The 23,751-nt window shown below is 66.2% G+C and carries 20 protein-coding genes; 13 read left to right on the plus strand and 7 right to left on the minus strand.

Going from position 1 to position 23,751, the window contains the following annotated elements:
• Both Q0996_RS08275 and Q0996_RS08280 read right to left on the minus strand, forming a co-directional pair.
• The coding region (locus Q0996_RS08275) for a glutamate synthase central domain-containing protein (RefSeq protein ID WP_299617557.1) at positions 1-2,927 on the minus strand (2,927 nt) is incomplete at its 3' end.
• Positions 2,928-2,940: 13 nt separating this feature from the next.
• A complete protein-coding gene (locus tag Q0996_RS08280) occupies positions 2,941-4,383 on the minus strand; it encodes an NAD(P)-dependent oxidoreductase (protein ID WP_299617559.1) in 1,443 nt (480 codons plus the stop codon).
• Between the two features lie 601 nt (positions 4,384-4,984).
• Here Q0996_RS08280 and Q0996_RS08285 point away from each other — a divergent pair.
• Positions 4,985-5,812, plus strand: a complete 828-nt coding sequence (locus tag Q0996_RS08285; protein WP_299617561.1) for an undecaprenyl-diphosphate phosphatase — start codon at positions 4,985-4,987, stop codon at positions 5,810-5,812.
• On the opposite strand, the gene Q0996_RS08290 is transcribed toward Q0996_RS08285, so the two are convergent.
• Positions 5,809-6,759 carry a complex I NDUFA9 subunit family protein gene (locus tag Q0996_RS08290; protein ID WP_299617564.1) on the minus strand — a complete coding sequence of 317 codons (951 nt, stop codon included), beginning with the start codon at positions 6,757-6,759 and terminating at the stop codon, positions 5,809-5,811. The two genes, Q0996_RS08285 and Q0996_RS08290, sit on opposite strands and share 4 nt — an antisense overlap.
• A gap of 256 nt (positions 6,760-7,015) precedes the next feature.
• Between Q0996_RS08290 and Q0996_RS08295 the strand changes: the two genes are divergently transcribed.
• The 8 genes from Q0996_RS08295 (at position 7,016) to ptsN (ending at position 14,384) form a co-directional block, all read left to right on the plus strand.
• Entirely contained in the window at positions 7,016-7,642 is a 627-nt protein-coding gene (locus Q0996_RS08295; RefSeq protein WP_299617594.1) for a ribonuclease D, read from the plus strand.
• Positions 7,643-7,880: 238 nt separating this feature from the next.
• On the plus strand, positions 7,881-8,885 hold the full coding sequence (locus Q0996_RS08300) for an SIS domain-containing protein (RefSeq protein ID WP_299617566.1): 1,005 nt from the start codon (positions 7,881-7,883) through the stop codon (positions 8,883-8,885).
• Positions 8,886-8,901: 16 nt separating this feature from the next.
• A complete protein-coding gene (gene lptC, locus Q0996_RS08305) occupies positions 8,902-9,594 on the plus strand; it encodes an LPS export ABC transporter periplasmic protein LptC (protein WP_299617568.1) in 693 nt (230 codons plus the stop codon).
• Complete coding sequence (locus Q0996_RS08310; protein ID WP_299617570.1) at positions 9,591-10,583, plus strand: LptA/OstA family protein; 993 nt, start codon at positions 9,591-9,593, stop codon at positions 10,581-10,583. Before lptC ends, Q0996_RS08310 begins: the two co-directional genes overlap by 4 nt.
• A gap of 159 nt (positions 10,584-10,742) precedes the next feature.
• Positions 10,743-11,513 (plus strand): LPS export ABC transporter ATP-binding protein, encoded by a 771-nt coding sequence (gene lptB / locus Q0996_RS08315; protein ID WP_299617596.1) that lies wholly within the window; start codon positions 10,743-10,745, stop codon positions 11,511-11,513.
• 13 nt (positions 11,514-11,526) lie between these two features.
• Positions 11,527-13,125, plus strand: a complete 1,599-nt coding sequence (gene rpoN, locus Q0996_RS08320; protein WP_299617572.1) for an RNA polymerase factor sigma-54 — start codon at positions 11,527-11,529, stop codon at positions 13,123-13,125.
• A 115-nt stretch (positions 13,126-13,240) separates the two neighbouring features.
• Positions 13,241-13,879: a ribosome-associated translation inhibitor RaiA gene (raiA, locus tag Q0996_RS08325; RefSeq protein ID WP_299617574.1), complete on the plus strand. Its 639-nt coding sequence runs from the start codon at positions 13,241-13,243 to the stop codon at positions 13,877-13,879.
• A 40-nt stretch (positions 13,880-13,919) separates the two neighbouring features.
• The gene (ptsN, locus tag Q0996_RS08330) at positions 13,920-14,384 is read left to right on the plus strand and encodes a PTS IIA-like nitrogen regulatory protein PtsN (protein ID WP_299617576.1); all 465 of its coding nucleotides are present in this window, start codon (positions 13,920-13,922) and stop codon (positions 14,382-14,384) included.
• A 133-nt stretch (positions 14,385-14,517) separates the two neighbouring features.
• On the opposite strand, the gene Q0996_RS08335 is transcribed toward ptsN, so the two are convergent.
• The 4 genes from Q0996_RS08335 to Q0996_RS08350 all read right to left on the minus strand — a co-directional run bounded on the left by Q0996_RS08335 (position 14,518) and on the right by Q0996_RS08350 (position 18,128).
• Positions 14,518-14,733 (minus strand): DUF1150 family protein, encoded by a 216-nt coding sequence (locus tag Q0996_RS08335; RefSeq protein WP_299617578.1) that lies wholly within the window; start codon positions 14,731-14,733, stop codon positions 14,518-14,520.
• On the minus strand, positions 14,730-15,194 hold the full coding sequence (locus Q0996_RS08340) for an Hsp20 family protein (RefSeq protein ID WP_299617580.1): 465 nt from the start codon (positions 15,192-15,194) through the stop codon (positions 14,730-14,732). Before Q0996_RS08340 ends, Q0996_RS08335 begins: the two co-directional genes overlap by 4 nt.
• 210 nt (positions 15,195-15,404) lie before the next feature.
• Positions 15,405-17,144, minus strand: a complete 1,740-nt coding sequence (locus Q0996_RS08345; protein WP_299617582.1) for an EAL domain-containing protein — start codon at positions 17,142-17,144, stop codon at positions 15,405-15,407.
• Positions 17,145-17,321: 177 nt separating this feature from the next.
• A complete protein-coding gene (locus Q0996_RS08350) occupies positions 17,322-18,128 on the minus strand; it encodes a metallophosphoesterase (RefSeq protein ID WP_299617584.1) in 807 nt (268 codons plus the stop codon).
• Between the two features lie 368 nt (positions 18,129-18,496).
• Here Q0996_RS08350 and Q0996_RS08355 point away from each other — a divergent pair, with 368 nt between their 5' ends.
• The 4 genes from Q0996_RS08355 to Q0996_RS08370 form a co-directional block, all read left to right on the plus strand.
• Positions 18,497-19,747: an ABC transporter substrate-binding protein gene (locus tag Q0996_RS08355; protein WP_299617586.1), complete on the plus strand. Its 1,251-nt coding sequence runs from the start codon at positions 18,497-18,499 to the stop codon at positions 19,745-19,747.
• Positions 19,748-19,836: 89 nt separating this feature from the next.
• Positions 19,837-20,757, plus strand: coding sequence for a carbohydrate ABC transporter permease (locus Q0996_RS08360; protein ID WP_299617588.1), 921 nt, complete (start codon positions 19,837-19,839; stop codon positions 20,755-20,757).
• On the plus strand, positions 20,757-21,608 hold the full coding sequence (locus tag Q0996_RS08365; protein ID WP_299617590.1) for a carbohydrate ABC transporter permease: 852 nt from the start codon (positions 20,757-20,759) through the stop codon (positions 21,606-21,608). The genes Q0996_RS08360 and Q0996_RS08365 overlap by 1 nt, the downstream gene beginning before the upstream one ends.
• A gap of 8 nt (positions 21,609-21,616) precedes the next feature.
• Positions 21,617-23,751, plus strand: a 2,135-nt coding sequence (locus tag Q0996_RS08370) for an alpha-galactosidase (protein WP_299617592.1), incomplete at its 3' end; no start/stop codon positions are given.

A 23,751-nucleotide genomic window follows, 5' to 3' on the forward strand; every position in this document is an offset into this window, starting at 1 on the left:
CCGCCCTCGCCGGGCTTGGCGCCCTGGGCCACCTTGATCTCGATCTCGCGGCACTGGTTCAGGTACTCGGCGGTGACGCCGAAGCGGCCGGAGGCGACCTGCTTGATGGCGGAGTTCTCGTTGTCGCCGTTGGCGTGCGGGGTGAAGCGGTGCGGGTCCTCGCCGCCCTCGCCGGAATCCGACTTCGCGCCCATGCGGTTCATGGCGATGTTGAGGGTGCCATGGGCCTCCGGCGACAGCGCGCCCAGGGACATGCCCGGGGTGACGAAGCGCTTGCGGATGGCGGTGATGGACTCCACCTCCTCGATGGGCAGCGGGGTGATGCCCTCGGCCTTGAAGTCCAGAAGGTCGCGCAGGTTGCCGGGCGGCTGGCTGTGCACGCCCTCCGAAAACTTGCGGTAGGTGGTGTAGGAATCCGTCGCCACGGCGGCCTGCAGGGTATGGATCAGCCCAGCCGCCCAGGCATGGCTCTCGCCGCCGCGGCGGTAGCGGTAGAAGCCGCCCACCGGCAGAGTGATGAAATCTTCCGACCAGGCCTTGTTGTGGAGCGCCAGCACCTTCTGCTGGATGCCGGTGAGCCCGATGCCGGAGAGCCGGCTGGGCATGGGCATGAAGTACTCCTCGACCAGGGTGCGGGAGAGGCCCACCGCCTCGAAATTGCAGCCGCCGCGGTAGGAGGAGATCACTGCGATGCCCATCTTGGACATGATCTTCAGAAGCCCGTCGTCCACGGCCTTGATGTGGCGCTGCACGCAGTCCTCCAGCGGACGGTCGCCGAAGAGGCCGCGGCGGTGGCGCTCGGCAATGGACTCCTGGGCCAGATAGGCGTTCACCGTGGTGGCGCCGACGCCGATCAGCACCGCGAAGTAGTGTGTGTCCAGGCACTCGCCGGCGCGCACGTTCAGGGAGACGAAGGTGCGCAGCTTCTGGCGCACCAGATGGGTGTGCACCGCGCCGGTGGCGAGGATCATGGGGATCGCCGCATGGCTTTCGGAGATGGCCTCGTCGCTCAGGACCACGTGCTCGCAGCCGGCGCGCACCGCGTTCTCCGCCTCGTGGCGAATACGGTCCAGCGCTTCCGCCAGCGCAGTCTCCCCGCCGTCGGCGGCAAAGGTGCAGTCGATGCTGGCGGCGGTGTCGCCCATGTGGGCGACCATGGCGTCAAACTCGGCGTTGGAGAGCACCGGCGATTCAAGTTGCAGCAGTCGGAGCTGCGCCTCGTCCTCGTCCAGGATGTTGCCCAGGTTGCCGAGGCGGGTCTTCAGGGTCATCACCCGCCGTTCGCGCAGGGAGTCGATGGGCGGGTTGGTGACCTGGCTGAAGTTCTGCCGGAAGAAATGGTGCATGCCGCGGTAGCGGTCGGAGAGCACCGCCAGCGGCGTGTCGTCGCCCATGGAACCCACGGCTTCCTTGGCGTCGTCGACCATGGGATGGAGGATCAGTTCCAGGTCCTCCATGGTCAGCCCGTAGGTGAGCTGGCGGCGGCGCAGGTCGTCACTCTCCCAGCGCACCGGCTCCCCGTGGTCGGGGCGCAGCAGGTCGTCGATGGAGGTGACGTTGGCGATCCATTCGCCGAAGGGCTTCTGCTTGGCCAGGTGGGTCTTGATCTCACCGTCGTGGTAGAGCCGGCCTTCCTGCAGGTCGACGGCGATCATCTGGCCCGGGCCGAGGCGGCCCTTTTCGATGATGCGCTGCTCGTCGATGCGCACCATGCCGGTCTCCGAGCCGGCGAACAGCAGGCCGTCCTCGGTGATGGAATAGCGCATGGGCCTGAGGCCGTTCCGGTCCATCCCGGCCACCGCCCAGCGGCCGCCGAAGCCACAGACCGCCGCCGGCCCGTCCCAGGGCTCCATCACCGCGTTGCAGTAACTGTAGAGCTCGCGGTGGACCTGGGGCATGGAGGGGTCCTGGCCCCAGGCCTCCGGGATCAGCATGGTCTTGACCATGGGCAGGTTGCGCCCGGCGCGCACCATCAGCTCGGCAACGGCATCCAGCGCCGCGGAATCCGAGGAGCCGGCGGCGATCACCGGCTTCAGATCCTCCACGTGGTCGGCGAAGGTCTCCGAGGCCATGCGGCACTCGTGCGCCTTCATCCAGTTCACGTTGCCCTTCAGGGTGTTGATCTCGCCGTTGTGGGCGAGGATGCGGAAGGGCTGGGCCAGACGCCAGGTGGGAAAGGTGTTGGTCGAGTAGCGCTGGTGGAAGACCACGAAGTTGGAGGCGAAGCGCTCGTCCAGCAGGTCGGGATAGAAAGCCGAGAGCTGCTCGGCCAGGAACATGCCCTTGTAGATCACCGAGCGGCAGGAGAGGGAGCAGATATAGAAGTCCTGGATCGACTCCTCCTCCGCCGCCTTCTCGATGCGCCGGCGGATGATGTAGAGGTCGATCTCGAACTGCTGATCGCTGACATGGCGGGAGTTGGCGATCATCACCTGCTCGATCTCCGGCCGCGTCGCGTTGGCCTTTTCGCCGACGATCTCCGTGGTCACCGGCACCTGGCGCCAGCCGTAGATGGTGTAGCCGAAGTTCAGGATCTCCCGCTCCACCAGAACGCGGCAGCGCTCCTGCGCGCCGAAGTCGGTGCGCGGCAGAAAGACCATGCCGACGGCCAGCGTCTCCTCACCGGGCTCATGGCCGGTGCGCGAGACGTGTTCGCGGAAAAAATCCTGGGGGATCTGCAGGTGGATGCCGGCGCCGTCGCCGGTCTTGCCGTCGGCGTCGACGGCACCGCGGTGCCAGACGGCCTTCAGCGCCTCGATGCCCGCCTCGACGACGGCGCGCCGGGGCCTGCCGTCGATGGAGGCCACCAGGCCGACGCCGCAGGCATCGTGCTCTTCGGCCGGATCGTAGAGGCCCTCACGGCTGAGGCGGTCGGCGTTGCTGCGCCAGGCGGAAACGAAGTCGCGGGACGGTCTGTCGATGGTCATGGTCCGGTTCCCCTTATTCCGCCGCCACGGCGTCGGCCGCGCTCTTACGCTGCAAGTAGTCGTGGATTGCGTCCGCCGCGTCGCGCCCGTCGCGCACCGCCCAGACCACCAGGGAGGCACCGCGCACGATGTCGCCGGCGGCGAAGACCCCGTCCAGGGAAGTCATCTTGGTCTTGAAGTCGGTCAGCAGGGTGCCCCAGCGGGTCACCTCCAGGCCCGGCGTGTCGAACAGCCGGGGCAGGTCCTCGGGATCGAAGCCCAGGGCCTTGATCACCATGTCGGCCTCCATGGTGAAGCTGGAGCCGGCCAGCGGCTGGGGCGTCTGACGCCCCGTCGCATCGGGCATGCCGAGGTGTACTTTCTGGGCGCGCACCGCGTCGACCTTGCCGTTGCCGAGGAAAGCCTCCGGCGCCGACAGCCAGACGAACTCGACGCCCTCCTCTTCGGCGTTGGCCACCTCGCGTTGGGAGCCGGGCATATTCTTGCGGTCGCGGCGGTAGAGGCAGCGCACCGCCTTGGCGCCCTGGCGCACGGCGGTACGCACGCAGTCCATGGCGGTGTCGCCGCCGCCGATCACCACCACCGCCTTGTCGCGGGCGTTCAGGGTGCCGTCGTCGAAAGCCGGCACGGCATCGCCCAGCCCCTTGCGGTTGGAGGCGGTGAGGAAGTCCATGGCGGCGAAGACGCCGTCCAGGCCGGCGCCCGGCACCTTGATGTCGCGGGCCTTGTAGACCCCGGTGGCGATCAGCACCGCGTCGTGCCGTTCGCGCAGTTCGGCAAAGCTCTCGCTGCTGCCGATCTCGCTGTTCAGGTGGTATTGGACGCCGCCCTGGCGCAGCAGCTCGCTGCGGCGCTCCACCACCTCCTTCTCCAGCTTGAAGTTGGGGATGCCGTAGATCATCAGGCCACCGACCCGGTCGTAGCGGTCGTAGACATGGGCCTGGTAGCCCTTGCGGCGCAGCTCCTCGGCGGCGGCCAGCCCACCGGGCCCGGCGCCGATGATGGCCACCGACTGCTCGCGCTCGCGCCGCGGCGTCACCGGGCGCACCCAGCCTTCCTCCCAGGCGGTGTCGGTGATGTACTTCTCCACCGAGCCGATGGTGACCGTGCCGTGGCCTGCCTGTTCGATGACGCAGTTGCCTTCGCAGAGCCGGTCCTGGGGGCAGATGCGCCCACAGATCTCCGGGAAGTTGTTGGTCGACTGGGAAAGCTCGTAGGCCTCCCGCAGGCGGCCCTCGGCGGTCAGCATCAGCCAGTCGGGGATGTTGTTGTGCAGCGGGCAGTGGACCTGGCAGAAGGGCACGCCGCATTGCGAGCAGCGGCCGGCCTGGTCCTCGGCGGCGGCCGGATCGTACTCATCGTAGATCTCGCCGAAGTCCTGGCGCCGCTGGTCTGCAGCGCGCTTGTCCGGCATGGCGCCGGGCAGATTGACGAACTTCAGCATCTTGCTGGCCATGCTCTCCTACCCCAATGAGGTTATTGTTCTCGTTGTACCGCCGTCTCGCCGCAGGTCGGTCCCGGCTTGGCCGCAGACCGGCTTTGCCCGCGCAGCAGCGAGGGCGCACCCAGGCCCGCGCCGGCGACGCCCGTCTATAGCCGATGCCATGGGGGCGGGCGAGGAAAATCGCCCTAATATGACAGTTATACTGACCTAAATACACGATACCCATTCAACTGTCACGGAGATTCCGAAAAACGCGAATTTCGGGCCTGTTATTTAGTCTCATTTCGGTCCTAATGGCTACCGATGGCGTCGGGCCCTTTGCCCAGACCAATTGTCCAGGCCAATTGCCCACTGGGAGGTCCTGCCGAGCGATGCTATAAGCGCCTGCCTTTGCGGCGGTTTTCGGACGGACGACTGTGGAGTCGCCGCTGTGACGTGACCCCAGGAGCCCACCTGTGCAGGCCTCGACTGATACGGACCCTGGGGCCCGGCGGCCGCTTTGGCATCGCCGTTTACCATGTTGAAACCGGTCCTGAGTGCATGGTGACGTTGAAATCGCCGACCCCCTCTTTCCGAAGCCGGCCCGCCGCCGCCGCTGCCTGAAGGAACCCTCTTGCCGCTGCTCCACATCGTCATCCTGGCCGTCGTGCAGGGGATCACCGAGTTCCTGCCGATCTCTTCGTCCGGGCACCTCGTGCTGGCCTGGCATGCCTTCGATGGCCTGCATCTCGACGGCATCGAGCAGGCCCAACAGGACCGGCTGACACTGGACATCGCGGTGCACGTCGGCACGCTGCTGGCGGTCTGCCTCTATGCCTGGCGGGAGATCGGACAGATGCTCGGCGGCCTCGGGCGGCTCTGCCTCGGCCGCTGGACGCCGGGCGCCAGACTGGCGGTGATCATCGTGCTCGCCACTTTGCCGCTGGTCCTGGTCGGCGGCCTGTTCAAGGATCAGGTGGCCCATTACCTGCGCAGCACCGCGGTCATCGCCTGGGCCACCATCGGCTTCGGGGTCCTGCTCTACGCCGCCGACCGCAGCGGCATGACCGTGCGGCGGCTCGACCACATGACCGTCCGCTCCGGCCTCGTGATCGGCCTGGCCCAGGTGCTCGCCCTGATCCCGGGGACCAGCCGCTCCGGCATCACCATCACAGCCGCGCGCTTCCTGGGTTTCGAGCGGGTCGAGGCGGCACGCTTCTCCTTGTTGCTGGCGATCCCGGCCATTCTGGGCGCCGGCACCCTGGCCGGCCGCGATCTCTATGAAAGCGGGAACGTGCAGCTCGGCTACGAGGCCCTGGTGGGCGGCGTGCTGGCCTTCGCGGTCGCGCTCATTTCCATCGTGCTGATGATCGGCTGGCTGAAGCGCGCGTCCTTCACGCCCTTCGTGGTCTACCGGATCATCCTCGGCGGCGTTCTCCTCTGGTGGGTCTACGCGGCCTAGAGTGTGCGGCCGACTGAAAAGCGGCCACCGGGACGATACTGATCCAGATAGGTCGGAATGATCGATTCCACCGCCGTGGCTTCGATCCCCAGATCGGCCAGGGTCAGGGCACCGGCGCCGACCACGTTGTCGCTTTGCAGCAGGGTCACCTGGTCGCGGGTCAGCGGCGGCACCGGCAGCAGCTCCAGGAAGGTCGCCTGCAGCCGCGCCAGACCGAAGGGCAGGCTGACCAGCGCCCGGCGCCGCCCGATGGCCTTCAGCATCAGTTCCAGAAGCTCTTTGAAGCTGTAGGCCCGGGGGCCGCCCAGCTCGTAGACCTTGCCCTGGCAGTCCGGCGTCTTCAGGGCGTGCAGCACGGCGCGGGCCACGTCGCCGACGTAGACCGGCTGGAAGCGCGTGGCGCCGCCACCGACCAGGGGCAGGGCCGGGGCGAAGCGGGCCATCTCGGCGAAGCGGTTGAAGAAGCCGTCCTCCGGCCCGAAGATGACGCTGGGCCTTAGGACCGTGGCCTTGGGAAAGGCCTGGGTGACGGCGGCTTCGCCCTCGCCCTTGGTGCGTGCGTAGTCGGCGGCTGCGGAGGGGTCGGCGCCGATGGCGGAGACCTGCACCAGGGCCCGCAGCCCTGCCGCCGCGGCGCTCTCCGCGATGGCTTTGGCCCCCTCGGTATGCACCGCCTGGAAACGCTGCTTGCCGCCCTCGTAGAGCAGGCCGGTCAGGTTGACCGCCGCCTCGGCCTCGTGCAGCGCGGCGGCGACGGCCTCGCGGTCCTGAACCGGTACGCAGAGCGGGGTGATCTGACCGATGTCGCCGAGCGGCTTCAGGAAGGCGGCGCGGGCGGGATGCCGCACGGCGATCCGGATCTGCCAGCCGTCCTGGGCCAACTGCTGCACCACATAGCGGCCGACGAAGCCGGAGCCGCCGAAGACCGTGACTATGCCGCTGCTCATCTCGCCCCCTTCGTTCTGACTCGAACGCTTGCCCTACCCGAACGCTTGCGGGATCGGGCCGGCGGCCCGATCACTGCCCCAATCCTGTTCAGCCCTTTAGCCGATATATACAAACCCCCCGGGCAAGTTGACAGCTTCAATTCACCGCCTATTTTGAGCCGTCGCCCGGCGCCCGCCGGTTCCCCGCCCCAGGGGACCGGGACTTCGGACCGGGCTCTTGAAGAGATTGGGGCCCGTGAAGAGACTGGGACCCCGCATGAGCCTGCCCAATCCGGAAATCCACCTGCATCGCGGCGACCTGCCGTCCGGGTTGAGCTTCGGCGAGTCGGTCGCCGTCGACAGCGAAACCATGGGTCTGGACCTGTCGCGGGATCGTCTCTGCCTGATCCAGCTTTCCGCCGGCGACGGGGTCTGCCATCTCGTCCAGTTCCCTCAGGGTCAATACGACGCGCCGAATTTGAAAGCCCTGCTGAGCGACGCGGCAGTGACCAAGCTGTTCCACTTCGCGCGCTTTGACGTTGCGGCTATTCGCCGCTACCTCGGGGTCGACTGCGGACCGGTCTACTGCACCAAGATCGCCTCCAAGCTGGTGCGGACCTACACCGACCGCCACGGCCTCAAGGACCTCTGCCGGGAGCTCCTGGGGGTCGAGCTTTCCAAGCAGCAGCAATCCTCCGACTGGGGGGCCGAGGAACTGAGCCAGGATCAGTTGCTCTATGCCGCGTCCGACGTCTTGTATCTGCACCGCCTGAGGACCAAGTTGGATGCCATGCTGGCGCGCGAAGGGCGCACCGCCGTGGCGGAGGCCTGTTTTCGCTTCCTGCCGACCCGGGCGGCCCTCGACCTGGCCGGCTGGGGCGAGATCGACATTTTTGCCCACTAGCCCGCAGCCCGCGGGGCCTGAACGCAGGGCTGGCAGAAGCGGAGAAGGAGTGATATCCCTTCTGGATTGCTTGTGTTGGTGTCATTTTTCGTTGCGCCGGTGGATGAGGGGATGCCGCGCAACCCGATGCCGTAGTACCCGGCAGGCGCCGGGGCACCCAGGGGAGAGCAGGCTTGCGGCGGTAAGGGCCTGAAGGTTGCTGTCCGGCGATTGGGCATCACCAAATTGAAGTGAAGAGATGACGGTACAGTTGAACCACCGCGAGACGGCGGATTCCTCCGATCTGGAGGTCGCCCGCAATGTATTGAAAGTAGAGGCCGAAGCCCTGCAGGCCCTGGCCCAGAGCCTCGACGGGCGCTTTGTCGAGGCCATCGAGCGGCTCGCCGAGGTCGAGGGCCGGGTGATCGTCACGGGGATGGGCAAGAGCGGCCATGTGGCACGCAAGATCGCCGCTACCCTGGCCTCCACCGGCACCCCCGCACAGTTCGTTCACCCCGGCGAGGCCAGCCACGGCGACCTCGGCATGATCACCGCCGCCGATGCGGTGATCGCGCTGTCGAATTCCGGCAATACGGCGGAACTGAGCGCCATCATCACCTACGCCACGCGCTTCGCGATCCCGCTGATCGCCGTCACCGCCAAGGCCAAGAGCGCCCTGGCGGAAGCCGCCTCGGTGCCGCTCATTCTGCCTGCCGCGCCGGAGGCCTGCACCCTGGGCGTGGCGCCCACGTCTTCCACCACCATGATGCTCGCCCTCGGCGACGCCATCGCCATCGCCTTGCTGGAGCGCAAGGGTTTCTCGGACAGCGATTTTCATCTGCTCCACCCGGGCGGCGCCCTGGGCCAGCGCCTGTTGCGGGTCAGCGACCTGATGCACGGGCCGGAGGCCCTGCCCCTCTGCGGGCCGGAGACCGTCATGTCGGACGCGATCCTGACCATGACCGAGGGTCACTTCGGCTGCGTCGGCGTCGTCGACGGGCAGGGACGCCTGATCGGCATCATCACCGACGGCGACCTCAGGCGCCACATGGACCGCTCCCTCCTAACCGAACGGGCCGGGGACATCATGACCCCCTCGCCACGCACCATCCGCGCCGGCGCCCTAGCGGCGGAGGCGGTGGCCTTCATGAACACCAGCGAGCCGCCCTTCCTCTGCGTCTTCGTGATCGAGGACGACGGCCCGGCGGCAAAGCCGATCGGCATCCTTCACATGCACGACTGCCTGCGGGCGGGAATCGTCTGAGGGAGCGGCCGGGGGCATGGCGGAGACAGCGATCGACGGCATCGGGGGCAAGCGGATCACCGCAGCCGCCGCCTCGGTGAAGGCCAAGCAGCCGCCGCGCCTGTCCGGACGCAACGGCTACAGCCTCTTCGTCACCTCGATGAAGCTGCTGTTGCCGGCCCTGGCGACGGGGCTGGTCCTGCTGGTCGTCGCCTGGCCGCAGATCATCGCCGACCATCGCGGCATCGGCCTCGACTTCTCCAAGATCGCCCGCGACCAGGCCAAGACCCTCAACATGCTGAACGCCCACTACAGCGGCGTCGACGAGAACAACCAGCCGTTCAACGTTTCCGCCGACATGGCGACCCAGGCCCCGGGTAACGAGGATATGATCGAGCTGCAGTATCCCCGGGCCAACATCAAGACTACAAAGGGTGAGTTGGTGGCCCTTTCGGCCCGCCTCGGGCTCTATGACCGCGAAGGCGAGATGCTGGATCTCAACGGAACCGTCCATGTGACGCACGACAAGGGTTTCGAGATCACCACCGAGACCGCGACCGTGGACCTGAAGGACGGCAGCGCCGCCGGTGACTCGCCGGTCAGCGGCCATGGTCCCTCGGGCGAGCTTCAGTCCGAGGGCTTCCTGATCCGGGAGAAGGGCCAGGTCATCATCTTTACCGGCAAGAGCCGTTTGATTCACTTCCCCGGCAGCGAAGGGAGTCCGCTGTGAGCCCTGCCGCCACGGCCACCAGCGAAAACCTGAGAGAGCAGCGATTGGCACGCCTGCGCGCCTTGTTCTGCGGTCTCATGATCCTCACTTGTCTCGCGGCGTTTCTCGGGACCTTGCTCGGACTGCCCCAGGGCGCGGCCGGGCAGGCGCTGCGTCAGATCGAAGAAAGCGACGAGCCGCTGGAGATCAATGCCGACGACGGCATCGAGTGGAACCGCAACGACAAGACCTACATCGCCCGCGGCAACGCCCGCGCGGCCAGCGGCGAGATCGAGGTCCTGGCCGAGGTTCTGACCGCCTACTACCGCGAGGGCGAGGGCGGTGACAGCGAGATCTTCCTTCTGGAAGCGACCGGCGATGTCAGCATCTCCTCGCCCGAGGGCACGGTCTACGGCGACAAGGGCCAGTACAAGCTCGACGAGCAGGTCTTCGTGATGACCGGCGGCGACCTGCGCATGGAGGGCGAGAAAGACCGGCTGACCGCCCGCGACAGCCTGGAGTACTGGGAAGGCAAGCAACAGGCCGTGGCGCGCGGCAATGCCAATGCCTACCACGAAGACAAGCACATCCGCGCCGACGTGCTGACCGCCAACTTCTTCGAGGGCGCGGAAAGCAAGATGGAAGTGCAGCGGATCGACGCCAAGGGCAACGTGCAGATCCGCACCAAGACCGACGTCGTCACTGGCGACCAAGGGGTCTATTACGTCGACCGCGAACTCGCCACCCTGACCGGGCAGGTCAGGATCACCCGGGAAAAGAACCAGTTGAACGGCGAATACGCCGAGGTCAACCTCGCCACCGGCATCAGCAAACTGAAGGGCGCGGCCCCCGGCAGCGAGACGCCCGGCCGGGTGACGGCAATCGTGCTGCCGAAGTCCAAAGCCAAGCTCGATCCGAAGGCGCCCCTGGACTCCGACGACGACGAGGAGGAGCCGGCCGGCCAGGACACATCGGGCGAGGAAACGCCACAGGCAGGCGGCGGCTCCTGACCCCCCGGCGCCGCGGGCCCGCCGATGCCCGAGGCCTTTTTCGTTGACCGGCACTTTGTCAAAAGGCCGGTCTTGCTGTATCAGTGACTCCATGCATCGACGAGGGGGAGCAACTTGGTCGACAGTCCGGGCAGAAATCCTCAGGAGTCCGTGAAGCCGCTGGGACCGGCGGCGGGCAGCAGCGAAGGGCCGCAACTGGTCACCGACAACGTCGGCCTGATGGCGGTCAACCTCGGCAAGAGCTTCAAGAAGCGCCCGGTCCTGCGCGGCGTGACCCTGGCGCTGCAGCGCGGCGAGGCGGTCGGGCTGCTGGGACCCAACGGCGCCGGCAAGACGACCTGCTTCTACATCGTCACCGGGTTGATCTCGCCGGACTACGGATGGGTCACCCTGGACGGCCACGACATCACCGACATGCCGATGTACCGCCGCGCGCGTCTGGGTATCGGCTATCTGCCGCAGGAGGCTTCGATCTTCCGTGGCCTGACGGTGGAACAGAACATCCGCGGCGTCCTGGAAGTGATCGAACCGGTGCGCGAGAAGCGCGAAGTCGCGCTGGAAAACCTGCTTGCCGAGTTTTCCATCACCCACCTGCGCCGCACGCCCTCCATCGCTTTGTCCGGCGGCGAGCGGCGCCGCGTGGAGATCGCCCGGGCGCTGGCCTCGCAACCCAGCTTCGTCCTGCTGGACGAACCGCTGGCCGGCATCGACCCCATCGCGGTGGGGGATATCCGCGATCTCGTTTACCATCTGAAAGACCGCGGCATCGGTGTTCTGATCACCGACCACAACGTGCGCGAAACCCTGGAAATCGTAGACCGCGCCTACATCATCCACGACGGTGTCGTGCTGATGGAAGGCGAGCCGGACGCCATCGTCGCCCACGAGGATGTCCGCCGCGTTTACCTGGGTGAAAGGTTTAGCCTCTAAAAGGTTAAGCGATATGGCGGCGACACAAAGATTGGAACTGCGCCAGCGCCAATCTCTGGTCATGACGCCGCAGTTGCAACAGGCCATCAAGCTGCTGCAGCTTTCCAACCTGGACCTGGCGGCAGAAGTTGACAGAGAGATCGAGCAGAACCCTCTGCTTGAACGCGAGGACGGCAGCAAGGACTCCCTGCTAGAATCCCCAGCGGCGGATCAGCAGGCGTCGGACTTTGACGCCAACGAAAATCTGTCCGCGGCCGCAAGCAGCAACGACACCACAGGTACAGACGGCAGCAGCGCCGAAAGCGCCGAAGAGAGCGGTCCCGCCGACAGTCTGGACCGCGCGACGGCGGAGCAGTTGCCGGCGGCCGGCGACGATCCGCTGGACACCGACTACGACAACGTCTTCACCAACGGCGATGCCTGGGAACGCCCCTCCGAAGAGGCGGCCTTCGCCGGCCGTTCGCTGGGCAGCGGGCACAGCGACGAAAAAGACTTCTCCCTGGAGCAGCGCCTGTCCGAAACGGTCACGCTGCGCCAGCACCTGCTGGACCAGTTGCAGGTCGAAGTCGACGACCCGAGCGAAAGAGTGATCGGCGCCAGCCTGATCGACATGCTCGACGAGAGCGGTTACCTGCCGGAGGATCTCACGGCCCTGGCCGAGCAACTGGGATGTTCCCAGGCCAAGATCGAAAGCGCGCTGGACAAGGTGCAGGGCTTCGAGCCCAGCGGAGTCTTTGCGCGCTCCCTTGCCGAATGCCTGGCCCTTCAGCTCAAGGAGCGTGACCGCTACGACCCGGCCATGCAGGGGCTGGTGGAGAATCTGGAGATCCTCGCCAAGGGCGATCTCGCGCGGCTGCGAAAGATCTGCGGCATCGACCAGGAAGACCTGGCCGAGATGATTGCCGAGGTGAAGGCCCTGGACCCGCGGCCCGCCCTCTCCTTCGACGGCGAGGCGGCGCAGCCGGTGATCCCCGACGTTCTGATGCGCCCCGACGGCAAGGGCGGCTGGCTGGTCGAACTCAACAGCGACACCATGCCCCGGGTGCTGGTCAACTCCGACTACTACGCGCAGATCCACGCCCAGGTGCGCTCGAAGAAAGAGCGCGAATACCTCTCCGAGCGCCTGCAGTCGGCCAACTGGCTGGTCAAGGCCCTGCACCAGCGCGCGACGACGATCCTCAGGGTGTCGACGGAGATCGTCAAACAACAGGATCTCTTCTTCCGCCAGGGGGTCGAGCACCTGAAGCCGCTGACCCTGCGCGACATCGCCACGGAAATCGAGATGCACGAATCGACCGTGAGCCGGGTCACCTCCAACAAGTACATCGCAACGCCCCGCGGGACCTATGAGCTGAAGTACTTTTTCACCGCCTCCATCGCCGGTGCCAACGGCACGGCCCACTCCGCCGAGGCGGTGCGCCACCGCATCAAGCTTCTGATCGACGGGGAGAGCCGCAAGCAAATCCTGTCCGACGACACCATCGTCGAACTGCTGCGCAAGGACGGCGTGGACATTGCGCGGCGCACGGTGGCCAAATACCGCGAGGCCATGCGCATTCCGTCCTCGGTGCAACGCAGGCGCGAGAAGGCAGCCAGCGTCGACCACAGCTAAGCAATTGATTAACAATACGTTAATTTGCCGGCTGCAACCTTAATAGGTTCGGCCGAGAGGCTATTGACACCCTCCGGGCCCGTCTCTATGTTGCGCCCGCCCTGAGGAAGGGGCTATGCTGATGCGGTGGTCAACCACCTCGATACAATCCTCAAAAGCGGTTATGCAGCTCTCTGTTAAGGGCAAGCAGCTTGACGTCGGTGACGCGCTGCGAACGCATGTGACTGAAAGCCTGTCGCGTATTCTCGACAAGTACTTCGGGGATGCCATCGATTGCGCAGTCACCTTGTCTCGAGACGCCCATCTCTACCGGGCGGTGGTTTCGGCCCATGTCGGCCGCGGTATCAAACTGGAGGCGCAGGGCGAGGCCAGCGAGCCCTATCCCGCCTTCGACGCGGCGGCCGAGCGGCTGTCGACGCGGTTGCGGCGCCACAAGCGCCGGCTGCGCGACCACAGCAACAAGCTGGCCGGGGCCGAAGACGCGCCGCTGCCCGCGCAGCAGTACATTCTGGCGGGCGAAGGCGACGAAGAACTGAGTGAAGAAAGCGGCGGCGACAATCAACCTGTCGTTGTTGCCGAAATGACAACGGAAATCCCGACTTTGACGGTCAGCGAGGCAGTCATGCACATGGATCTTGGGGACATGCCGGCGATGATGTTCCGGAATTCCGCGCACGGAGGGCTGAACATGGTCTACCGCCGCAGCGACGGCAACATCGGCTGGGTCGACCCCCGCGGCAATCGGAACGCCTGATCCCCTGAGCCTCCAGGCCAACTTTCAAGAGTTTTCCCTCATGGAACTATCCGACCTCATTGCACCGGAAAGCGTGGTCCCGAGCCTTCGTGTGACCAGCAAGAAGCAGGCCCTGCAGGAGCTGGCCAAGAAGGCGGCGGAGCTGACCGGACAGCCTGAGCGGGCACTGTTCGAGGTGCTGATCGAACGCGAACGCCTCGGCACCACCGGCGTCGGCCACGGCATCGGCATTCCGCACGGCAAGCTGCCGGAGCTGGAACGCCTGCACGGGCTCTTCGCGCGGCTGGAATCGGCCATCGATTTCGATTCCATAGACGAGCAGCCGGTGGATCTGATCTTCGTGCTGCTGGCGCCGGAGACCGCCGGGGCCGACCATCTGAAGGCCTTGGCCCGGGTGTCCCGCCTGTTCCGGGACCGCGCGATCTGCGAGAAGCTGCGCGGCTCCGACAGCGCCGATGCCATCTATGCGCTGCTGACCCAGGGGGCCGCCAGCCACGCCGCCTGACCGGCGGCTTCGACCTGGTTTCCACAAAGAAACGAAAAGCGGCCCGCTGTTCTGCGGGCCGCTTCTTTTTTGTGCCCGGCTGCACCCGGTGGGGGAGCGGGCCGGAACCGATTCGACGCAAGTCGAAAACGCTTTAGTGAACGCTGAGCGCCTCCATGCCGTTCTGGCGCACGGCGGCGAAGGCCACCTCGCGGTCGGCCATGGCCGCCATCTGGGTTCCGTCGGCGGAGAACACGATAAACGCATCCTTGCCGTCGACCTTGCCCGGCTTCACGTAGGCGAGATCGTTGACGCCCAGCAGGAGAAAGTCCTGGGCCGAGAGCTCACGAACGGCCGTCTGTTCGTTCATGGCTTACCTTCCTTTCGAACGCTTTGAATGGATTGAGACTCCCCTGACTGCGCCTCCTTGGTGGCAATCGCGATCTTGCGGACCTGCGGCTGCGCCAGGGGCCGTTCCAGCTCGATATGAAGCAGCCCCTTGTCCAGCGAAGCCGCCGTCACCTCGATGCCGTCGGCCAAAACGAAGCTGCGCTGAAACTGGCGCGCGGCGATGCCGCGGTGCAGATAGGTGCGGTCCTTGTCATCCTGCTGCTTGCCGCGGATGACCAGTTGGTTGTCCTCAATCTGTACCGAGAGGTCGTCTTCCGAGAATCCGGCGACCGCGAGCGTAATGCGCAGGCGATCTTCGCCGGTCTGCTCCACGTTGTAGGGAGGATAGCTGTCTGCTGTCTTGGAGATCCGATCAACGGCCTGCTCGAACTGCTCGAAGCCGAGCAGGAGCGGGCTGTTGAAGAGCGACAGGCGTGTCATCTGCTGCTTTTCCTCCTCTATCCATGAGCAAGGTCAGCCTGTGTCGTTCGGGCCCAGGACATCTCAGGAGATCTTCCCCGGACCGGCGACCCTGAAGCGGCGTCGCTGAGCTTTATTTGGGGTGCGGCAGCCTGCCGATCAAGCCGTGCAGCCGCGCGATAGGATGAAAATCATAGTACGGCGAAAGGCGCCGGAGCCCTGGCCGAGGGGTCAGGCCGGCTGCCGTGCCGCTGCCGTGCCAGGCCTCGTGAACACCGGCTGAGGAGCGGGTGCCCCCAGAAGGTAGCCCTGGCCCAGGTGGACGCCCAGGCTGCGCAGCTTGGCGATCTGCTCGTCGAGCTCCACCATCTCGGCGATGGTCTTGATCTTGAGGTCGCGGCAGAGCTCGCAGAGATTGCGCAGCAACAGGGTGTCGCGGTCGGAGCTCAAGAGCCGGCGCGTGTAGGTGCCGTCGATCTTCACGTAGTCGACCTCGAGGGCGCGCAGATACTGGAAGGAGGCGGCACCGGCGCCGAAGTCGTCGAGGCACATGGAAAAGCCGAGCTGCTTCAGGGCCTGAAACACCCGGCTGACCCGCTCGAGATCGTAGATGCGCGACGACTCCGTGGCCTCGAACATCAGCCGTCCGGCGAGGTTGGCGTTGGCCTTGCCGAGAGCCATCAGGGCCTCGACGAAGGCGTCGTTCTGCAACGACTGGCCCGAGAGGTTGACGGCCAGGTTGATCGGTGAGTGCGCGGCGCGTTCGGCCAGATAGGCGAAGGCGCGCCGGCTGCAGGCCAGGTCGAAGTCCTGGATCAGCCCCACCTCCTCGGCGAAGACGATGGTCTGGTAGGGCGATTCCCCCTTGGCGAAGCGAGTCAGAGCCTCGAAGTGGCAGATCTCGCGGGACGCCAGGTCGACGATCGGCTGGAAGGCGAAGTCGAAGCGGTTTTCCGCGACCACCGTCTTGAAGGTGGAAATGCGCTCCTGGGTTTCGGAGACCTGGTCGCGGAAGCTGGCGGCCAGGTTCGAGAAGGCCAGATTGGCCGCGCCGGTGGAGGCCACCTTGTTGATGGCGTAGACCAGGGCCTGGGCGGCCTCTTCGCTGGTCAGCTCCTCGTTGCTGGTCTCGATGGTGGCCTGCTCCACGGTCAGCCCGCCGCCCGAAGGGTCGAAGCTCTGGGCCAATTGCAGCAACTGGCGCCGGACCTCGTTGCCGGTCGGGGTGCCGGCCTCGTGCACGATGCCGAAGCGGTCGTCGGCGATGGCGCCGGCGGAATCGCTGTCGATGGAACCTTCGCGCATCACCGCACCGGCATCGGCGCAGAAGGCCTGCCAGCGGTCGAGGCCGAGGCGTTCGCGGAAGTGCTCCGCATCGACGAACTCGATGAAGGTCAGCTCGACGTCCTGGCCAATGGCCTTGGCGGCCTCCAGGGTGTCGACGGCGGTCTCCTCGAAGGCGTCGCGCTGCAGCAGGCCGTTTTCGGTGCGCTTGGCGGCGGCCCGTGCCTGCTTGGCCAGCGCTGCATTGGCCACCGTGATGGTGCAGTAGATCACCTCCTCGTGGCCCGGAATGCGGCAGGCGTTGAACACCACCTTGATGCCGCTGCCCGCGACATCGGGTGTTGCATCGTCGCCGAAGGCTTGGCGCTGGCCGGGCGGCAGCATGGTCGTGAGGACCGGGCCGCAGCGCTTGCCGGCGCTGAGGCCGCCGACTTTGGAGACCAGCAGCGAGCGTTCCTGCGGCGCAAAGAGCTCCAGCCAGCCCAGCCCGATGACATCCTGGGGCGTCCCACCCAGAAGTTGATTGGTTGCCCCCAGGGCATAGCGGATCAGGCTGTCGTCGCCGATCTCCAGCAGCAGATCGGAGGCCGCAAACGCAAAGGCCAGGAAACGGTCGCGCTGTTCACGCAGCAGGTCGACGTCTCCGCCGGAGACCTCTGGCTCGCGCTTTTCCTTCACCTGTGCCATGGCGTCCTTCTAGTGCGCCGGTCGATGCCGGCCGGCGCGACTCCGGCAGGCCGGGGTGCGCGCAAGCATCTCAGCCCCCGGATGGTAAGCACAAACACTTAGACATTGCTTAAGAGCTGGGCCCCTCGAAAGAGAATCTTAACCAGGATCGCCAAGCGAATGAAGGCGTCTCGCGGCTCAATAAGAATTCGATCCTAGATCTCGTGGGGCCAGTCCTTCGATCCGAGTCGTTAAGAACCTGAGCTCGCCGCCACGGAGCTCGACCGCCGACAGCGAGCCGCTGGCAAAGACCCCGCTGTCGACCCCGATTCGGTGCGGCAGCGCCACCGGCCCCTCGGGCGTGTGACCATGGACCACCGTCACCGGATGAGGCCAGTCCCAGCCGCTGAGGAAGGGCTCGCGAATCCACAGGAGGTCGTCCTCGTCCTGGTCTTCCAGGCGCCGGTCCGGATTGAGCCCGGCATGGGCGAAGACGTAGTCGCCGATGCGGTGCTGCAGGGGCAAGCCCTCCAGGAAACCTATGCGCGATTCCCCCAGGCTCTCGTAGAGCGCGGCGCCCACCGCCTCCGGGTCTTCCAGCGCCGCCTCCGGCGCCAGGCAGGTCAGGGTTTCCTCGCCGCCGTAGCGCCACCAGTGCAGCAGGCGCGGCAGCGTCAGGTTCCGCCCGGTCGCCGCGTCGAGCAGAAAGCGTTCGTGATTGCCCAGCAAGCGGACTTCGGTGACCCCCGGCTGGCCGAGCCCGGCGGCCACCAGATCCAGGGCCTGCAGCGGCTCCCAACCGCGGTCGATGTAGTCCCCCAACCAGATCACCGACACCGCGTCGTCGTCGTGTTCCAGGGCGATGATCGCGCTGATGCGCTCGTGCAGGACCCAGAGGTGTTCGGCATGGGCGTGGACATCGCCGATGGCAAAGACCGCCTGGCCCGCGGGCAAGGGGCGCGGCGCGCGCTGCCAGGGGCCGGTATCGACGACGATGCTGGACATGCGGTGACGCCTCATGCCAATCGGCACTGATAGTAACCTATTTCACCGCCTTATGGGTTCCGCTGTCCGGGCGGCGGCGCAATCGGGAATTCGGACGCCCGACGATAGGAGATGCCCGCAACACAGTCAGGATCGGTCGGAACGAACCTTCAAACACGTCAAAATTGAGACTCGGATACACGGGCAGCGGTGTCCAACAACGATTTGGACGGCCTGAAGGCGCCGCGCGGGCGCTATGCCACAGATTCGCTCCCGCTGGTGTGCGAAGAAGACCATTTGCAGGGGGGCATCAAGGGTCTACCATTACGCGCAAGGAGTGCACCACAAGGTGTGCCGAAACCAAGAACACGACAACTGGGAGGAACAAGGTGACACGCATTTCGCGTCGACTGGCGATTCTCGCTGGTGCTCTTAGCCTTAGCCTTGCCGTTCTGGGACAGCCGCCTTCGGCCTCCGCCGGAACGCTGGTGATCAATGCCGGGACCTCCGACCCGGCGCCGAAGCAGGCCTTCGAAGAACTGATCGAACGCTTCAAGGCGGAGAACCCGGATATCGAGGTGAAGTTCAACGTCTTCGACCACGAGGGCTTCAAGACGTCGGTGCGGAACTTCCTCTCCTCGCAGGCGCCCGACGTCATCACCTGGTTCGCCGGCAACCGCATGAAGGCCTTCGTCGACCGCGGGCTCCTTGAGGACGTGAGCGACGTCTGGGACGCCAACGGCCTGAAGGACGCCATGCCTTCCAGCCTCTCGGCCATGACCATCGACGGCAAGCAGTACGGCGTGCCCTGGAGCTATTACCAGTGGGGCGTCTATTACCGGAAGGACATCTTCGACGGTCTCGGCCTGAGCGCGCCCAAGACCTGGGACGAGTTCATGGCAGTGAACGCCAAGCTGAAGGAGGGCGGCGTTACGCCGATTGCCATCGGCACCAAGTACCTCTGGACCGCCGGCGGCTGGTTCGACTACCTGAACATGCGCATCAACGGCCTGCCGTTCCATCTGGAACTCACCGACGGCAAGGTGCCCTACACCGACGACCGGGTGCGCGCGGTCTTCGCCAAGTGGCGGGAGATGATCGACGCCGGCCACTTCCTGGAAAACCACGCCACCTATTCCTGGCAGGAGGCCCAGCCCTTCGTCTTCCAGGGCAAGGCGGCGATGTATCTGATCGGCAACTTCTTCGTGCCCTTCTTCCCGCCGGAGATCGCCGACAAGATGGCCTTCTTCCAGTTCCCGGTGATCAATCCCGACGTGCCGATGTTCGAAGACGCGCCCATCGACACGGTGCACATCCCCGCCCGGGCCCAGAACAAGGAGGATGCCCGAAAGTTCCTCGCTTTCGTCGCGCGGGCGGACAATCAGACGGCAATGAACAAGGTGCTGGAGCGCCTGCCCCCCAACAAGGACGCCGCGGTCAAGGACGACCGCTTCCTGAAGGCCGGTTTCGAGATGCTTTCGGCCTCGGAAGGACTGGCGCAGTTCTATGACCGCGACACCGATCCGGAGATGGCCAAAATCGGCATGCAGGGCTTCCAGGAGTTCATGGTCAAGCCGGACCGCCTGGACCGCATTCTGACGCGGCTGGAAAAGTCGCGGCAGCGCATCTTCAAGCAGTAAGCCATCCGGTCGGGGCGGCGGGTCTTCACCAAGCCGCCACCCCGGCCGCCATCTCGCCTGTTCCTGAGGAGGGGGCCTGAGGAAAGGACATGAACGCCCAGGCAAGCCTGACCGAGTTTCGCGGCCGGACGTCCTACTGGTACCGCAATCAGACGAAGATCGCGCCGCTGCTGTTTCTGACGCCGGCCATCGTCATGTTCCTGCTCTTCGTGGTCAATCCGATCATCCAGAGCATCTGGATCAGCTTTCACGAATGGGACGGACTGGGCGACAAGGTCTGGATCGGCTTTGCCAACTACGTCGAGCTCTTCGATGACGAACTGTTTTATGTGGCGCTGTGGAACAACGTCATCTGGCTGGTGCTGTTCATGCTGTCGCCGGTCATCGGCCTGGCGATCGCGCTTTACCTGAACCAGAAGGTCTGGGGCATCCGCCTCGTCAAATCGCTGTTCTTCTTCCCCTTCGTCATCAGCCAGGTAGTGGTGGGGCTGGTCTTCGCCTGGTTCTACGACCCCAGCTTCGGCCTCTTGGGCGAGGTCTTCGGGTTCTTCGGCGGCGAAGCGGTCCCGGTGCTCTCCGACGAGCGCTATGTCACCTACGGCATCGTCGCCGCAGGGCTCTGGCCGCAGACCGCCTACTGCATGATCCTCTACCTGACCGGACTCAACAATCTGGACGGCGAGGTGATCGAGGCGGCGCGCATCGACAACGCCAAGGGCTGGTCGATGCTCTACCACATCATCCTGCCGCAGCTCCGCCCCGCCACCTTCATCGCCGTGGTGGTGACCGTGATCGGCGCGCTGCGCAGCTTCGACCTGGTGGCCATCATGACCGCCGGCGGGCCCTTTGGCAGCTCCACGGTGCTGGCCTACTACATGTACGAGCAATCGCTGTTCAACTATCGCATGGGCTACGGCGCGGCGGTGGCGACGATCCTGTTCCTGATCATGGACGTCTACATCGCCTTCTTCCTGTTCCGCATGCTCAAGCAAGAACGCAGGAGCAGCTGATGTATCCGACCGCCATCCAAAGAGCGCCGCGCGCGGTCGAACTGGGCTACAAGATCTCCCTGCCCATCGCGCTGATCATCTGGCTGCTGCCGCTCTGCGCGGTGGTGCTGACCTCCATGCGTTCGCTCGCCGACATCACCCAGGGCAACTACTGGGGCCTGCCCACCGAATGGCAGATCCTGGAGAACTACACCACGGTCTTCACCGCCACGCCGATGGCGCTCTACCTGATGAACAGCGTCATCGTCACCGTGCCGACGGTGGCCATCACCGTGGGAATCAGCGCCATGGCCGGCTTCGCCCTGGCCAAGTACCGCTTCCGCGGCAACGTGCTGCTCTTCGCCATGTTCATCGCCGGGAACTTCATTCCCTTCCAGATCCTGATGATCCCGGTGCGCGACCTGATGGTGCAGCTCGGCATGTACGACACCTACTGGTCGCTGATCCTTTTCCACATCGCCTTCCAGGCCGGCTTCTGCACGCTGTTCATGCGCAACTTCATCCAGGCCCTGCCGCACGAGCTGATCGAGGCGGCTCGCGTCGAAGGCGCGACGGAGTTCGAAGTCTTCTGGTATGTCGTCGTGCCGCTGGTGCGCCCGGCCTGCGCGGCGCTGGCGGTCCTCGTCTTCACCTTCATCTGGAACGACTACTTCTGGGCCCTGGTGCTGGTGCAGAGCGACGAGGTCAGGCCCGTGACCGTCGGCCTGGCGGCCCTGCGCGGCCAGTGGGTCGCCTCCTGGCAACTCATCTCCGCCGGCTCCCTGGTTGCCGCCCTGCCGCCGGTGATCATGTTCTTCGCCATGCAGCGCCACTTCATCGCCGGCCTCACCCTGGGCGCCACGAAGGGCTGACCGCAGCCATGACCGCCGCGTTTGTCCGCCTTGACGGCGCGGACTGCAGTCTGCTGCTCGACTGCCGCGGCCCCGGCATCCCGCTCTGCCTTCACTGGGGCGCCGCCCTGGCGCCGGACGTCGATCCGGAGGCCCTGGCCAAGGCCACCGCATCGCGTCTGCGCCAGAACGCGGTGCTGGACCGGCCGCCGCCGCTCAGCCTGATGCCGGAGGCAGGCCTCGGCTTCTTCGGCGCGCCGGGGCTGGAAGGGCATCGCAACCAATGCGACTGGGCCACCGCCTTCGAGTTGCAAGGCGTCGAAGAGGGCGACCACCATCTGCTGGTGAAGCTCGCCGATCCACAAGCGGGCTTGTCGCTCGACCTGGAGATCGACCTGCACCGGCACAGCGGGGTGATCTCGCGGCGCACCCTCCTGACCAACCGGGGCAGCGGACCCTACGCCCTCACCTGGCTGGCGGCGGCCGCCTTCGCCCTGCCGGAGGAGGCCGACGAGGCGCTGCTGCTGCACGGGGCCTGGAGCGCCGAGTTCGGCACCCGGCGCGTCGCCCTCGGTGCCGGGCAGATCGCCCGGGAGAACCGCCGCGGACGGACCAGTCATGCCAGCTTCCCCGGCTGCATCGTCGGGCGGCAGGGCTTCGACGACCTGCAGGGCGAGGTCTACGGTTTTCACCTCGGCTGGGGCGGCAATCACCGCCTGCTGTTCGACCACCAGCCCGACGCCGGCCGCCAGGTGCAACTAGGTGAGTTGCTGGTTCCCGGCGAGATCGTCCTACAGCAAGGAGAAAGTTATCGCAGCCCCTGGGTCCACGCCGCCTGGTCGCCCGCCGGCCTGAACGACCTCTCCCAACGCTTCCACGCCTTCCTGCGCGAAGAGATCCTGCCCCAGGGTGTCGCCGGGCGGCCGCGGCCGGTCCACTACAACACCTGGGAGGCGATCTACTTCGACCACGATGAAGCGAAGCTCCTTGCCCTCGCCGAACAGGCGGCGGCCCTCGGCGTCGAACGCTTCGTGCTGGACGACGGCTGGTTCCCCGGACGGAGCAACGCCGAGGCGGGCCTGGGCGACTGGCGGGTCGACCCGGCCAAGTATCCCCAAGGGCTCGGCCCGCTGATCGCCAAGGTGCGGGACCTCGGCATGGACTTCGGTCTCTGGGTCGAACCGGAGATGGTCAACCCTGACAGCGACCTCTACCGCCAGCATCCCGACTGGGTGCTGCAGCTACCGGGCCGCGAGCGGCCGACCGGGCGCCATCAACTGGTCCTGGACCTGACGCGTCCGGAGGTCGCCGACCATCTCTTCCAGTGGCTCGACCGGCTGCTGGCCGACCACGCCATCGCCTACCTGAAGTGGGACCACAACCGCGACCTGGCGCCGGCCGGCGATGCGGCGGGGCGTCCCGCGGCGCGGCGCCAGACCCTCGCGCTCTACGCGCTGCTCGACCGCCTGCGCGCCGCCCATCCGGAGGTGGAGATCGAGTCCTGCGCCTCCGGCGGCGGCCGCGCCGACTATGAAGTCCTGCGCCGGACCGAGCGGATCTGGACCAGCGACAACAACGACGCCCTGGCGCGCCAGACCATCCAGCGCGGTGCCAGCCTGTTCTTCCCGCTGGAGGTGATGGGTGCCCATGTCGGCCCGGCGGTCAGCCACACCGCCGGGCGGCGCTTCAGCCTCGACTTCCGCGCCGGCACCGCGCTCTTCGGACACTTCGGACTGGAGTTCGACCTTGCCGAACTGAGCGCGGCGGAGCAGGAGTCCCTCAAACACTGGATCGCGCTCTACAAGCGCTTCCGCCCGCTGCTGCATTTTGGCCGCCTGTTCCGCCTGCCCTTCATGGGCGCGCAGGGGCAGGCCTGGCTGAGCGTCGCGGAGGACCGCTCGGTGGGCCTTGCCGGGCTGGTCTGCCTCGATCCGCCGGCCATGCCGCGGGCCACGCCGCTGCGCCTGCCGGGGCTCGATCCGGCGGCGGACCATCGGATCACCCTGCTGCCGCCCGTGGCCGAGGGGCTGGCCGAGCGCCTGTCGGAGATCGACACTTGGCTCGGCGGCGAAATCGTGCTGTCTGGCCGGCTGCTGGCGGGGCGCGGCATCGCCTTCGGATTGCTCCGGCCGCATACCCTCGCCCTGCTGCACATCGAGAAGGT

Source organism: Pelagibius sp. (assembly GCF_028289705.1).
Taxonomy (GTDB): Bacteria; Pseudomonadota; Alphaproteobacteria; order Kiloniellales; family Kiloniellaceae; genus Pelagibius.

What these genes read in the sequence shown, in the direction of transcription:
- Q0996_RS08340 (WP_299617580.1), bottom strand. Translation starts at nt 15,194, where the DNA reads ATGACACGCCTGTCGCTCTTCAACAGCCCGCTCCTGCTCGGCTTCGAG.
- Q0996_RS08335 (WP_299617578.1), bottom strand. Translation starts at nt 14,733, where the DNA reads ATGAACGAACAGACGGCCGTTCGTGAGCTCTCGGCCCAGGACTTTCTC.
- Q0996_RS08360 (WP_299617588.1), top strand. Translation starts at nt 19,837, where the DNA reads ATGAACGCCCAGGCAAGCCTGACCGAGTTTCGCGGCCGGACGTCCTAC.
- lptC (WP_299617568.1), top strand. Translation starts at nt 8,902, where the DNA reads ATGGCGGAGACAGCGATCGACGGCATCGGGGGCAAGCGGATCACCGCA.
- Q0996_RS08300 (WP_299617566.1), top strand. Translation starts at nt 7,881, where the DNA reads ATGACGGTACAGTTGAACCACCGCGAGACGGCGGATTCCTCCGATCTG.
- ptsN (WP_299617576.1), top strand. Translation starts at nt 13,920, where the DNA reads ATGGAACTATCCGACCTCATTGCACCGGAAAGCGTGGTCCCGAGCCTT.
- Q0996_RS08295 (WP_299617594.1), top strand. Translation starts at nt 7,016, where the DNA reads ATGAGCCTGCCCAATCCGGAAATCCACCTGCATCGCGGCGACCTGCCG.
- Q0996_RS08290 (WP_299617564.1), bottom strand. Translation starts at nt 6,759, where the DNA reads ATGAGCAGCGGCATAGTCACGGTCTTCGGCGGCTCCGGCTTCGTCGGC.
- raiA (WP_299617574.1), top strand. Translation starts at nt 13,241, where the DNA reads ATGCTGATGCGGTGGTCAACCACCTCGATACAATCCTCAAAAGCGGTT.
- Q0996_RS08350 (WP_299617584.1), bottom strand. Translation starts at nt 18,128, where the DNA reads ATGTCCAGCATCGTCGTCGATACCGGCCCCTGGCAGCGCGCGCCGCGC.
- Q0996_RS08345 (WP_299617582.1), bottom strand. Translation starts at nt 17,144, where the DNA reads ATGGCACAGGTGAAGGAAAAGCGCGAGCCAGAGGTCTCCGGCGGAGAC.
- rpoN (WP_299617572.1), top strand. Translation starts at nt 11,527, where the DNA reads ATGGCGGCGACACAAAGATTGGAACTGCGCCAGCGCCAATCTCTGGTC.
- Q0996_RS08365 (WP_299617590.1), top strand. Translation starts at nt 20,757, where the DNA reads ATGTATCCGACCGCCATCCAAAGAGCGCCGCGCGCGGTCGAACTGGGC.
- Q0996_RS08280 (WP_299617559.1), bottom strand. Translation starts at nt 4,383, where the DNA reads ATGGCCAGCAAGATGCTGAAGTTCGTCAATCTGCCCGGCGCCATGCCG.